At 67.4% G+C, this 13,122-nt stretch carries 10 protein-coding genes and 1 pseudogene; 3 read left to right on the forward strand and 8 right to left on the reverse strand.

Annotated elements, in window-relative coordinates:
• Positions 1 to 68 precede the first annotated feature (68 nt).
• From GO592_RS43540 to GO592_RS43550, 3 genes are read right to left on the reverse strand one after another with little or no spacing between them, the layout of a single operon-like run.
• Positions 69 to 3,029 carry a UPF0182 family protein gene (locus GO592_RS43540; RefSeq protein WP_039952005.1) on the reverse strand — a complete coding sequence of 987 codons (2,961 nt, stop codon included), beginning with the start codon at positions 3,027 to 3,029 and terminating at the stop codon, positions 69 to 71.
• A gap of 47 nt (positions 3,030 to 3,076) precedes the next feature.
• Entirely contained in the window at positions 3,077 to 3,733 is a 657-nt protein-coding gene (locus GO592_RS43545; RefSeq protein ID WP_039952006.1) for a response regulator, read from the reverse strand.
• 2 nt (positions 3,734 to 3,735) lie between these two features.
• Positions 3,736 to 4,692, reverse strand: coding sequence for a HAMP domain-containing sensor histidine kinase (locus GO592_RS43550; RefSeq protein WP_007298782.1), 957 nt, complete (start codon positions 4,690 to 4,692; stop codon positions 3,736 to 3,738).
• A gap of 501 nt (positions 4,693 to 5,193) precedes the next feature.
• On the opposite strand from GO592_RS43550, the gene GO592_RS43555 reads away from it, so the two are divergent.
• Positions 5,194 to 7,899: a cation-transporting P-type ATPase gene (locus GO592_RS43555; protein ID WP_007298783.1), complete on the forward strand. Its 2,706-nt coding sequence runs from the start codon at positions 5,194 to 5,196 to the stop codon at positions 7,897 to 7,899.
• Between the two features lie 125 nt (positions 7,900 to 8,024).
• Positions 8,025 to 9,191, forward strand: a complete 1,167-nt coding sequence (locus GO592_RS43560) for a PQQ-dependent sugar dehydrogenase (RefSeq protein WP_007298784.1) — start codon at positions 8,025 to 8,027, stop codon at positions 9,189 to 9,191.
• 112 nt (positions 9,192 to 9,303) lie between these two features.
• On the opposite strand, the gene GO592_RS43565 is transcribed toward GO592_RS43560, so the two are convergent.
• From GO592_RS43565 to GO592_RS43575, 3 genes are all read right to left on the reverse strand, one after another.
• Positions 9,304 to 10,428 carry a calcium:proton antiporter gene (locus GO592_RS43565; RefSeq protein ID WP_039951985.1) on the reverse strand — a complete coding sequence of 375 codons (1,125 nt, stop codon included), beginning with the start codon at positions 10,426 to 10,428 and terminating at the stop codon, positions 9,304 to 9,306.
• Positions 10,429 to 10,746: 318 nt separating this feature from the next.
• Entirely contained in the window at positions 10,747 to 11,169 is a 423-nt protein-coding gene (locus GO592_RS43570) for a pyridoxamine 5'-phosphate oxidase family protein (RefSeq protein WP_007298786.1), read from the reverse strand.
• Positions 11,170 to 11,243: 74 nt separating this feature from the next.
• On the reverse strand, positions 11,244 to 11,516 hold the full coding sequence (locus GO592_RS43575) for a hypothetical protein (RefSeq protein ID WP_039951986.1): 273 nt from the start codon (positions 11,514 to 11,516) through the stop codon (positions 11,244 to 11,246).
• A gap of 250 nt (positions 11,517 to 11,766) precedes the next feature.
• Here GO592_RS43575 and GO592_RS43580 point away from each other — a divergent pair.
• Positions 11,767 to 12,296: pseudogene (locus GO592_RS43580) on the forward strand (universal stress protein).
• Positions 12,297 to 12,376: 80 nt separating this feature from the next.
• Here the strand turns inward: GO592_RS43580 and GO592_RS43585 are convergent.
• Both GO592_RS43585 and GO592_RS43590 read right to left on the reverse strand, forming a co-directional pair.
• On the reverse strand, positions 12,377 to 12,634 hold the full coding sequence (locus GO592_RS43585) for a hypothetical protein (RefSeq protein WP_007298788.1): 258 nt from the start codon (positions 12,632 to 12,634) through the stop codon (positions 12,377 to 12,379).
• A gap of 180 nt (positions 12,635 to 12,814) precedes the next feature.
• Positions 12,815 to 13,003 carry a hypothetical protein gene (locus GO592_RS43590; RefSeq protein ID WP_007298789.1) on the reverse strand — a complete coding sequence of 63 codons (189 nt, stop codon included), beginning with the start codon at positions 13,001 to 13,003 and terminating at the stop codon, positions 12,815 to 12,817.
• Positions 13,004 to 13,122 lie beyond the last annotated feature (119 nt).

Raw genomic sequence — 13,122 nt, forward strand, 5'->3', positions numbered from 1 at the left:
CATCGACAGCACTTCCTTTCGCAGGCGCTTGATGAAGCGCCTTTAGTGCCCCCATTTGCCCCCAGGGCTTATCCGCCGGTGGTGAGGTAGGCGTCGACTGCTTGTTGCAGGCGGTCGAGGGCGGCTCCGTAACCGCTGAAGTCGCCCCGCCGCTGGGCGTCGCGGAGCTGTTCGAGGGCGGCTTTCAGTTCGAGCGCCGCGGTGGTGTCCGCCGCCGGTGGCGGGGGTGGTGGTGGCGCGGCGGGGCCGTCCGGCAGTGATTCCTGTGGCGGTGGTTCTGCCGGGGGTGGTGGTGCGGTGGCCGCGTCGCCGCCGGGTGCGGTGGCGGCACGGCCGGTGCCGGGGCCGAAGACCTGGTCGAGTGCTTCGGCGAGGGTGGGTGCGTAGCCGACACGGACGCCGCCGGTTCCGGGTTCCCGGTAACTGACCAGCACGCGCGAGAGTTGCGGGAAGGTCGAGCTGTCCTGCGCCGAGGAGGTCCTTTCGGTGTAGAGGGGTTCGACGTACAGGACGCCGCCGTCGGCGATGGGGAGGGTGAGCAGGTTGCCGTACTGGATTCGGTTGGATCGTTCGAGCAGGGTGCGTTCGGAGGCGACGCGGGTGTCGGAGATCATCGAGTTCTGGATCTGTTGCGGGCCCTGGGTGAGGGTGTCGGTGGGCAGTTGCAGGACGCTGATCTTTCCGTAGTTCTCCGGGTCGGAGTGCGCGGAGATGTACGCGGAGAGGAATTCTCGGTTGTATCCGACCATCGCACTGGCCAGCCGGAACGACGGTTGCGCGGTGGCCTGGTCCCCGACGAGGACGTAGAAGGGGGGTTGGTGGGGGTTGTCGTCGACGGTCGGGTCGCTGGGCACCGACCAGAAGGCGTTGGTGGTGAAGAATTCGCGGGGATCGTTGACATGATATTTGGCGATCATCTCGCGTTGGATCTTGAACAGGTCTTCGGGGTAGCGGAAGTGGGCACGCAACTCGTCGGAGATCGCCGATGGGGGTTCGACGGTGCCGGGGAAGACATTCATCCAGGTGCGCAGGACGGGGTCGTGTTCGTCGATCTGGTAGAGGGTGACGGTGCCGTCGTAGGCGTCGACGGTGGCTTTCACCGAGTTGCGTGCGTAGGCGATCTCGTTGCGCGGCATGACCCGTCCCGTATCGTCGATGGTCGCCGCTTGCAGGGAGTTGGGTGTCGAGTAGGGGTAGGCGTCGAGGGTGGTGTAGGCGTCGATGATCCACACGATTCTGCCGCCCACGACCGCCGGATAGGGGTTCGCGTCTGTCGTCAGCCACGGGGCAACCCGCTGGACGCGGTCGCGGGGTTCGCGGTTGTAGAGGATCTTCGAGTCGGGTCCGATCGCCCGGGAGAACAGAATGTTGCGTTCGGTGTACTTGGCGGCGAAAACCCAGCGGTGGAACCAGTTCCCGATCGGCACGCCGCCCGACCCGGTGTAGGTGTATTTCGAGGTGTCGGTGTCGTATTCGCGGGCCTCGGAGCCCTCGACGTGTCCGACGACGGCATAGTCGGGCTTGGCCTGTGCGATCACTTCGCCGAAGTAGGTGCGTGGCTGGTCGACCGGGATGACCTGTCCGCCGGAGCCCTGGGAGGCGATGTCACTGACCGTGTAGATCGGGTAACCGCTGTCACTGTTGGCGGTGTCGCGGGTGGCGTCGCGCACGGCGGCGTTCACCCGGTTCGCGGGGGCGGCGACGAAACCGTTTCCGTGGGTGTAGACGGTGTGTTTGTTGATCCAGTCGGTTTGGTTGCCGGTGAGACTGTCCGGGGAGAGTTCGCGGGCGGCGACGATGTAGTCGCGGGGTTCACCGTCGATGACGTACCGATCGACGTCCAGGGTGGCCGGGAAGCTGTAGAAGTTCTTGAGCTGTTGCTGCTGGGTGAAGGTGCGGGAGAGCACGTTGGGGTCGAGCAGCCGGGTGTTGGCGATGGTCGTGCGGTCCGCGGGCACCTCTCTCGGTGATGTCGTTCCGATGCCGGGGTAGCCGGTGTATTCGACCGTGTCGGGGCCGATCCCGTAGGCCTGCCGGGTGGCGTCGATGTTGCGCTCGATGTAGGGGCGTTCGACGTCGGCGGCGTTGGGCCGGACGGAGAACTGCTCCATCAGCAGCGGCCAGACACCGCCGACGAGGATCGAGGACAGCACCAGCAGGGCGGTCGCCATCGCGGGGATCCGCAGATCGCGCAACACGATTGCGGCGAAGAACGCGGCCGCGCAGATGACGGCGATGGCGAGCAGGATCAGTTTCGCCGGCAGTATCGCGTGAACGTCGGTGTATCCGGCGCCGGTGAACGTCGGTTCCTTGCGGCTGCTCGAGACCAGGGAGTACCGGTCGAGCCAGTATGCGACGGCTTTGAGCAGGACCAGGGTCCCCGCGAGGACCGCGAGTTGGACCCGCGCGGCCAGAGTGAGGGCGCCGGACGTGGCGGTCACCCTGACCCCACCGAACAGGTAGTGCGTCGACAGATTGGCAAGGAACCCGAGCAGGATCGCCGTGAACAACCAGTTCAGCACGAACCGGTAGAATGGCAGATCGAAGGCGTAGAAGCCGACATCGTGCCCGAACTGCGGGTCGACCGTACCGAACGAGGTGCCATGCATGAACAGTTGCACCGTCGTCCACTGCGATTGGGACATCAGTCCGCAGATGACACCGAAGCCGACGGGAATCCCGATCCCCAGCAGCCGTCTCCGGCTGATCGCCGCGGTTCGGTAGGGCTCGACCGGATCACGGCCTGGGGGCTTGGGGAGGAACACCGGCCGCGAGCGGTAGGCCAGGACGATCGACCCGAACAGCGTGCCGCCGACCACCAGCGTCACCAGGACCAACAACGTGAGCCTGGTGAGAATGACGGTGCCCCAGACGGCCCGGAAGCCGACCTCACCGAACCACAACCAGTCCGCGTACGTGTTGATCACCACCGGTCCGAGGATCAGCACGATAGTGAAGACGAACACCCCGGTCAGCACCACTTTTGCCGATCGCGGCAACTGCACTCTCTCGGTCGGTGGGCTGGCCATGACGGACAACTCCTCCTTCTTCGGCGACCCGGCCACACCGGGCGTGGCTAGGGTTCGATCAGGCCCGCGCGGATTGCGTAGCGGGTGAGTTCCAGGCGGTCCCGCAGGCCGAGCTTCTGGAGCAGGTTGGCCCGGTGCCGCTCAACGGTTTTGATGCTGATGGCGAGGATGTCGCCGATGTCCTTCGAGGTGTGCCCTTCGGCGACGAGTTTGAGAATCTCCTCCTCCCGGTCCGTGATGGCTTTGTCGGGGAGGTCGTCGCCGTCTTCGGCGCGCGCCAGATAATTCCGGATGAGGGCGGTCACCGCCCCCGGATAGAGGAACGGCTCGTCGCGCATCGCGGCGCGGCAGGCCTCGACGAGATCGCGGTCCGCCACCGATTTGAGCACATATCCGCACGCCCCGGCCTTGAGGGCTTCGAAGAAATACTGCTCGTTGTCGTACATCGTGAGGATGAGGATGCGCAGATCGCCTCGCGACTTGGACAATTCCCGCGCGGCCTGCAGCCCGGTCAGGCGCGGCATCGCGATGTCGAGGATGACCAGGTCGGGTTGATAGCGGCGGGTCATCTCGATCGCTTCGGCGCCGTCACCGGCCTCGCCGACGACGGTGAGGTCGGGTTCGTTGTCGAGGATGAGGCGGACGCCGCGACGGACCAGGGCGTGATCGTCGGCGAGCAGGATGCGGGTCGTCGTGTCCGGCATGATCACTGGCCTCGTTTCGATTGTGGCACGTCCAGTCGCACCTCGGTGCCGCCGCCCGGGCCCGGGCCGAGTGTGAGGTGCGCGCCGATCAGCAGTGCCCGCTCGCGCATTCCCCGGATGCCGGCACCTTCGGCGGTGTCGCCGAGCCCGCATCCGTCATCCCGTATGCGGAGCTGGATTCCGTCCGTGTCTGCACGGTGGAGAGCGATGTCGAGGCGGCGGGCGTGGGCGTGCCGGGCGATGTTGGTGACACTTTCCTGAGCCACGCGATACACGACCAGTTCGGTGTCCTTTCCGAGGTCGGGCAGATCGGCCTCGAAGGACCGGTGCACCGTGAGTCCGGTGTGATCGGCGGTTTCGGCCGCGAGGGCTTTCAGGGCACTGACCAATCCGAGCTCGTCGAGCACGCCCGGGCGCAGCCGGCGGGCGATCCGCCGGATCTCGTCGAGACTCTCGCGGGTGATTTCCTGGACACGGTGCAGATCCGTGCGGGTCGGCTCGGGTGCGCGGTCGGCGACTCTTTTCAGTTCGAGCAGGACCGCGGTCAGGGTCTGACCGACCTCGTCGTGGAGTTCCTGGGCGATGCGGTGCCGTTCGGCCTCCTGCGCCGACAGCGCTCGAGCGTTGCTGGTGGCGCGCTCGGCCTCGAGGCGGTCGAGCATCGTGTTGAAGGTTTCGATCAGATCCGCGATCCCTGCATGTCCCGTCGCTGCCGGGCGGGGGTCCGGCCGGAGGAGGTCGATGGTGGTCATGGCGCGGGTGAGCCGCCGCAGCGGGGCGAGCCCGATCCGCAGCAGCGCGGCATTGGCGACAAGCGTGGCCGCCAGACCGGCGATCAGGATGAGTGCCTCGGTGAGCAGGACCGGCGTCGACACCGTCACGGGCAGGAACACCAGCAATGCGGTCGCGGTGACGAGGACCGCCGCGTTGAGAAGGAAGATCCGCCAGAACAACGACACGATCCTCGGCCTCCTCGCTGCGAACGTGATGCACATCCCTGAGTCTCCGGTTGACGTCTCCGGTTGACCGCCGCGCCCCGCGTGTCCAGTGCCCTTCGGTTGCCGGTGACCGTCGGCATTGCCCTAGTGTCAGCCTTCCGTTGGAGCCGAACCGGCGTCAATCGGCAACGGCACCCATTTCGTCCGGCTCCCGAGGTGCCGTCGTCGACCCGGCTACATGTTCGGCACCCCGAAAAATGGGTGTCAGACCCGATTGTGCCGGTGCGTTCGTGTGGGTGACGATGAACCCGTCCACCCGCGAGCGGTCGCCGATCAGCCCGGGCCAGTCACCCACAGGAGCGTTGCACAACCCCACCAGCGGTGTGAGAGTCACGCGGATTCGACGCGAGGCCGCCGCCGGGGTTCTGCCACGAATCCCGTGATAGGCGCAGCAGCGCAACAGGATTGGTCTGAGAAACCGGTATGCGACGGGTCACCCCACCAAAGATGAGGTTGCAGGCAATGGATCCCCCATGGCATGCGTTGGAAGCGCCGGGGACGCTGGACCTGCTCGATTCGACACCAACCGGTCTGACCTCGGAGGAAGCCGCCCGGCGCCTCGCCGTCCACGGCCCCAACACGCTGCCTGCCGGCCGCAGTGACCGGTGGTGGTGGCGGTTGCTGCGGCAGTTCCACAACGTGCTGCTGTACGTCATGATGACTGCCGCGGCAATCACCGCATTCCTCGCACACTGGGTGGACACGGCCGTACTGCTCGGGGCGGTGGTGATCAACGCGATCCTCGGCTTCATCCAGGAGGGGCGAGCCGAATCCGCGCTCGAGTCGATCCGCGCAATGCTCTCTCCCCGGGCTCGTGTCCACCGCGACGGACAGATCGTGGAGATCCCCGCCGCCGACCTCGTTCCCGGGGATGTGGTCCGCCTGGTCTCGGGGGACCGGGTCCCGGCCGACGTGCGGTTGATCCGGGTGCGCGAACTCCGCATCGACGAGGCGGCGCTCACCGGGGAGTCCGCGCCCGTCGACAAGACCTCGAACCCGGTGGACCGCGACACCGAACTGGCCGACCGCCGATCCACCGCCTACGCCGGCACGGTGGCCGTGTTCGGACAAGGCGACGGCGTCGTCACCGCGACCGGGGCGGGCACCGAACTGGGCCGGATCAATGCGCTGCTCGCGGGCATCGCCAAGACCACCACCCCGCTGTTGCGGCAGATCGACCGGTTCGGCCGGTGGCTGGCCGTCGTGATCCTCACCGCCGCCGCAGGCACCTTCCTCCTCGGGATCGTCTGGCGCGGCGAATCACCCTCCGAGATGTTCACCCTCGTCGTCGCTCTCGCCGCCTCCGCCATCCCCGAAGGGCTGCCCGCGATCATGACGGTGACCCTGTCGCTGGGCGTGCTGCGGATGGCGCGGCGCCACGCGGTGATCCGCCGGCTGCCGGCGGTGGAGACCCTCGGTTCGGTGACGGTGATCTGCTCGGACAAGACCGGCACACTGACCCGCAACGAGATGACCGTACAGAAGGTGGTCATCGCGCACCGCTCCATCGACGTCGGCGGGGTCGGCTACGCCCCGGTCGGCAACCTCACCGAAGACGACGGGGTCGTCATCGACCCGAACACCGACCCGGCCCTGCAGGTGGCAGTGCGGGCCGGAGTGCTGTGCAACGACGCCAAGCTCTATGAGGCCGACGACGCGTGGGAAATCGACGGCGACCCGACCGAGGCTGCGCTGCTGGTCCTCGGGGTCAAGGCCGGCATCACCCGGGCGGCCGCGGCGACGGCGTGGCCCCGGCTCGACACGATCCCGTTCGAATCCGAGCGGCGCTACATGGCAACCCTGCATCCCGGCGACACCGCAGATGAGGGACGGATTTACCTCAAGGGCGCCCCCGAGCGGGTACTCACGGCGTGCACGCACCACCTCGACGCCGGCGAAGCGGTCCGCATCGACCGCACCCACTGGCAGCGCCGCGCCACCGAGACCGCCGCGCAGGGACTGCGGGTTCTGGCCCTCGCCTACCGGGACCGCCCCTCCACGGACGGCATCCTCGACGCCGACGACGCCGAGGACGGATTCACCCTGCTTGCCCTGGTAGGAATCATCGACCCCCCGCGGCAGGAAGCGATCGACGCCGTGCGGGACTGCCACCGGGCCGGCATCACCGTCAAGATGATCACCGGCGACCACGCCGACACCGCCGCCGAGATCGGGGCGCAAATGGGCCTCGGCACCGGGACGCGGCCCGTGACCGGTGCGCAGATCGACGAACTCGACGACCCGGCACTACGCCGCGTCGTCGCCGAGACCGACATCTTCGCCCGCGCCAGCCCCGAACACAAACTCCGATTGGTGCGCGCCCTCCAAGACGGTGGCCAGGTCGTCGCCATGACCGGGGACGGAGTCAACGACTCCCCGGCCCTGACCCGCGCCGACGTCGGGGTCGCGATGGGCCGCACCGGCACCGAGGCCGCCAAGGAAGCCTCGGACATGGTGCTCGTCGACGACAACTTCGCGACGATCGCCGCCGCGGTGCGCGAAGGACGCGGCGTCTACGACAACCTCAAGAAGTTCGTGCTGTTCATGCTGCCCACCAACGGCGGCGAAGCCCTGGTGGTAATCGCGGCGATCCTGTTCCAGCTGACACTGCCGCTGACCCCGGCGCAGGTGTTGTGGATCAACCTGGCCACGGTCAGCACACTCGGGCTGGCGTTGGCGTTCGAGCCGACCGAACCCTCCGTGATGCGCCGTCCACCCCGCCCCCCGACCGAGTCACTGCTGTCCGGGTTCTTTGTCTGGCGGGTGGCCCTGGTGTCGGTGCTCATGATGTCCGGCGCGCTCGGGCTGTTCCTGTGGGAACTCGAATCCGGCACCACCGTCGAGGTGGCCCGCACCATCGCCGTCAATGCGATCGTGATCACCGAGATGTTCTATCTGATCAACAGCCGGCACATCAAAGCCTCCGTCCTGAACCGGGAAGGGCTGTTCGGCAACAGGTACGTGCTCGGCGCGATCACCGCGTGCATCGTGCTGCAGATGCTGTTCACCTACGCCCCGTTCATGCAGGCGATCTTCGGCTCGTCCGGGCTCACGGCGACCGAATGGGCCAAGGTCCTCGGCGTGGGACTCGTCGTGTTCTTCGTCGCCGAGGCCGAAAAGTGGGTGATCCGCAGCCGACGCCGGAACACTATCGCCCACGCTGGGTGACGCAATGAAGCACCCAATGGATATTCCGATTCCGCAGTGCATCAAGGCTGTACGCCTGCATCCCGATGGTGGTGTCGCCTGCATGCAGGCCACAGACTCGTCACGCGTAGAAAGGGAACCCTCTCATGACGACACACCCACACCGGTATCTGCCATCGTGGGCGGCGGCGGTGAGCGCTGCCTGCTGCGCGGCCGCGACAGCATGCGGCGCACCCTCACCGGACGGTGCGCTCGCCTTCCCAGCACTGGACGTCGTCACCGAACTCGACGATCTCGACCACCCCTGGGACGTGGTCGCCGCGCCGGACGGCACCCTGCTGACCGGCGAACGCTCCGGACGCTTCGTCGTCAAACACCCGGACGGCTCCACCGGCGTGCTCGCCGCGGATCTGCCCGACCTCGTCGTCCACCACGAACTGGGCCTGATGGGCATCGCCCTCGCCACCGACTTCGAGGTCACCCGCACCCTCTACACCTGCCACACCCATGCGGCGGGCGAGGTCACCGACATCCGGGTGCAATCCTGGACCGCAAACGTCCAGTGGACCGCTCTGACGCCCACCGGTGTGCTGATCGACGGCCTGCCCCTCAGCGACCGCGGCCGGCACGGCGGATGCCGCCTCCTCCCGCACCAGGACGGGACGCTGTTGATCTCCACGGGTGACGCCACCCAAGCGGCGGCGCCGCAGGATCTGAATTCCCTCGGCGGCAAGGTGTTACGGATCGAAGCCGCCACCGGGTCACCCCCGGTGGACAACCCATTCCCCGACAGCGCCGTCTACACCCTCGGGCACCGCAACGTCCAAGGGCTGACAGTGCACACGGGCACCGGAGACATCTACTCCGTCGAACAGGGCACCCACCGCGACGACGAGGTCAACCGACTCGTCGCCGGCGGCAACTACGGATGGAAACCCGATACCGGCGACGGGTTCTACGACGAATCCGTGCCGATGACCGACCTCGACCGGGTACCCGCCGCGATCGAGGCGGTATGGAGTTCCGGAACCGCCACCATCGCCACCGCCAGCGGCACATTCGTCACCGGCCCGGGCTGGGGCGACTGGGACGGAGCCCTCGCCGTCGGCGTCCAGAAAGGCCGCAAAGTGCTGTTCCTGCGACTCGACCCCACCGGTGCGCATGTCGTCGCCGAGACCGCGCCACCCGAACTGGCCGGCAACTACGGCCGCATCCGCACGGTCACCGCCCAGCCCGGCGGGTCGCTGCTCGTCACCACCGACAACGGCGACGGCGACCAGGTGCTCCGCGTGAGGCCCAAAGCCGGACAGTGAGATTCCCGCCCTCCGACCCGAAACGACGGGCGAATTCCCCGGTCCCAGCACCCGTATCTCGACTCACCGGCACGCCGTCGTCGCAGGCCGGCAGTCGGGCGGCCCAATTCCATCAAATCGGCACCTCCGATCCCGGATACGGGTGAATGCACAGGACCACATAGGCGGTGAGCAGCGCCAGGTGAAGTTCGCCGTGTAGCCGGGTGGCGCGGCCGGGGACCACCGTCAGGATCGCCACCACCACGGTGAGGGCGAGGAGCACGAGTTGCGTCGGGCCGAGACCGAGGAGCAATGGTCCGTCCATCCAGATCGAGGCGACCGCGACGGCGGGAATGGTCAACCCGATGCTGGCCATCGCCGATCCGAGTGCCAGGTTCAGGCTGGCCTGGACCTGGTTTCGCTGTGCTGCCCGCACGGCGGTCAGGGTGTTCGGCACCAGCACGAGTAGGGCGATGACGACGCCGACGAGGGATTGCGACAGCGCGGCGTCCCTGACTGCGCCCTCGACCGCGGGGGCTCCGACCTTCGCCAACCCTACGACCGCGCCCAACGCCACCACCAGCAGGGTCAGGCTCAGCCCGGCCATCGCGGCCGTCGGTTGTCGGGGACTCTGTCCGATCTCGGTGGGCGGGTTCTCCGCGACGGCCGGAGGGAAGAAGTGACGATGGGATCCGGTCTGGGTGAGGGCGAACATCCCGTACAGCAGGAGCGAGGCCATCGCGGCGAAAGCGAGTTGGGAAGGGGAGAATTCGGGCTTGGGCGGGCTGCTGGTGAACGTGGGCAGCACCAGGGCAAGGGTGATGAGCGAGGCTACGGTTGCGAGGGCGGCGCCGGTACCCTTGGCGTTGAACAGTGCGAACCCGCGACGCCCTGCGCCGATGAACAGGGAGAGCCCGACGATGCCGTTGAGGGTGATCATCACGGCGGCGAAGACGGTGTCTCGTGCGAGGGACGCCGTCGAGGGGCCACCGGAGATCATCAAGGCCACGATCAGCCCCACCTGGATGACCGTGACCGTGACCGCAAGGAGCAGGGACCCGAACGGCTCGCTGATCCGGCGGGCGACCACGTCGGCATGATGGACCGCTGCCAGGGCCGCGCCGATCAGCGCCAGTGCCACCGCGAGCGAAAGCGCAGGTTCGAGGTCGCGTCCCCAGGTGGCGGCGAGCACGGCCATCGCGACCGGTGGACCAATGAGGGTCCACATGGTGATAGTCGACCGCCAACGAAGCGCCATGGTTCGACTCTGCCAGCACCTTTCGGGTCCTGTTTACTGAAATGACGATTCCCAGGGATCTGTGACCGAAATCCGTTAGGTCGACAACAGCTACCGACTATTTCGACTGCGGACCGGGGAGGTGCGCCGGGATGTGCTGTAGAACGGCATCCCGTGGTGACGGCACGAGCGGTGTGCGCAGGGCCGACTCGGAGGTCAGGGGGTGCGCCCGAATGCCCTGATGGTGCTTGCTGATTCAGCGCGCCCCAGCGGGGCGACCGGTACCCCTTGCCAGTCTGATCAATCCGGTTCGGGTTTCCGGCGTCTGGTCCCACACCATCATCGGTTGTCACCGTGGCGCCGCATCAGCGTGACGCGTCGGCCCGACACGTATTCCATGTCGATGATGAGATGCCGGTCCCCGGGATGGATCGACCACGGGACCGCGTTCCGGTCATGGAATCTGGCCACGGAATCGGCGAAGGACACGTACGTGGCGTGGCCCATGGCAGTGACACTCCACCCGATTCGGGTGATCAGATCGATGTCTCCCGCTTCGAAGGCGAGAAACTCCCCGTCGAACCGTGCGAACGACTCGTCGTCGGTGGGGATGACGACTTCGCCCCCGACGGCGGCGAAGGTCACCGGACGCAGCGCCGGCGCCGCGTTCTCGGTGAAGACCATTCGACCGACCGGAACCGACCGCAGCAGGCGAATGCACTCGGCTGCGGAGAGCACCGAATCCGGTGCTGTCGTGGTCATGGCGGTGTCCTCCCTCGACGTGCCCGACCACTTCAACACTCACCTCACCGCGGGTGGTGGAACAGAGGACAAGGTCACCCGCTAGGCCGGTCCCCGAACTCACGAGGAAACACACCCACCTTGACGGACACCGTTGTCGGACCGCGGAGCGTGTGCGCCGTCGTACCGGCCTGCCTGGTCGCCACCACGGCCGGTGCGCCCGGCGTCTTATTGATGACGTCGAATTGCCAGGCATTGCCGGTAATATCGCTGGTCCCGGGCAGAGTCGCTTCGCCGGTGTTCGGTGGGTTTGCGCGTGCGGGCAGCGCCGGGGGTGCCTGCGGATCGTCGACGCGATGATCGGTCACCGGCGGGGCTGGTGGTCGCCGTGGGCGAGGGCCGCTCCTGATCGGGTGGCGCCTTGGTGGGTTTCGTGACCGGGCCCGTGTGTGCACGACGTTCCGCGGTGATCCGGCTGATCGTGGGTGTCGGGTGCTGTTGTGGGTACACCACCTTCAGCCGCCATGGGAGTCGAGGACCGTACCGCCGATCGAGCACCGGACGTACCTCTGCCGGTGCGGCGACCGCGCTGGGCGCCGCGGCGGTGAGGAGGAGCAGATGATCAAGAAGAAGCCTTCCGACTGGGACGGCGTGCGGGACTGGCGGAGACCGGTGCGGGTGGACGGGCCCGCAGCCGCGACCGCGCCGGTGTGCCACTGGTGGTGGGGTTCGACCGGTATCCCGCCAGCCATCAGGCGCTGTCCTTCGCCATGGGCCTCGCGGTGCCGCTTCACGCGTATCTGCATGTCGCCCACGTCGTCGACCTCGACGATTTTCCGGTCGAACCGGACCGGGACGATTGGGAACGGCGCATCGTCGAGACGGTCGACCGGGAACGCACGGAGGCGTGCACCATGCTCGCAGCGCTGCCCGGGAACTGGAGCTACTACTCCCACGAGGGCAACCCGGCGCACCTGTTGGCGACGATCGCCGATGCGAATGACGCCCTGATGATCATCATCGGCAGCTCACGGGGAGAGCTGGTGTCCGTCCTCGAGCGGGTGGTGGGGGAGTCGGTGTCCTCGCATCTGATCCACCATGGCCGCCGTCCGGTTGTCCTGGTCCCCGAACACATCGGCGGGCGCTGAGTGAGATGCCACAGCGAGGTCCGGTCACTCGCACCGCGACTCGGACGCCGCGAGTCCGTCCCGTTGTGGCCGGGATGGGGTCATCCGTGGGCGAGGCGGCGTACGGCGCCGCGGAGGGTGTGTTCGATCTGGGGCAGGTCGACGTCCTCGGGGGCGGTGGCGGTGTTCTGGGTGGGGTTCCAGCTGATTCGGCGGTCGATCCCGGTGGCCGCGGCGGCGAGTTCGGTGCTCCACTCGCTCAGGGTCGGTTCGGGGTTGTCGACGCCTTCCCACTCGAGAATCCACAGGGCGAGTGAGTTCCACTGCAGATCGGCGGCGTGGATGGTGCGGGTTGTCATCGGATCCTGGCTTCTGTTCGGGGTGGTGGCTGGTTTCTGCGGTCGGCGAGCATGGGTGGTGGTTCCGTTCCGGTGTCGCCCCCGTTCCGGTGTCGCCCCCGTCGGCGACGCCGGGAGGGCGGGGATCGGGCACGGGGACGCGTGGGAGAAGGCCATCGGCCCGAGGTTCAGGCGTGCGGACTATTCGCGTTCCGGCGCTCCCATGGTTTGGTGGCTCAGCTGTTCGGTGATCTGGTCCGGTTCCACCAGCTCGAAGTAGCGCGGGTCGGGATTGGTTCGCGCCGCGACGATGTCGCCGTAGTTGATCATCCGGGTCGCGGCACCGAGATGGATTCTCTCGCGGGTGCCGACGTAGCGGAAATGTGGCATGACGTTCCTCCCTCGCGGGCGTGGCCGGTGATCGGGCGCACTGCCGGACCGATGGGGCGGCGCGCCACCACCACATGCGTGCCGATCCAGCCCTGGGTGGTTTCGCCGAGCCCCGGTTC

The sequence above is a fragment of the Rhodococcus sp. 21391 genome (assembly GCF_016772255.1).
GTDB classification, from domain to species: domain Bacteria; phylum Actinomycetota; class Actinomycetes; order Mycobacteriales; family Mycobacteriaceae; genus Rhodococcus_F; species Rhodococcus_F opacus.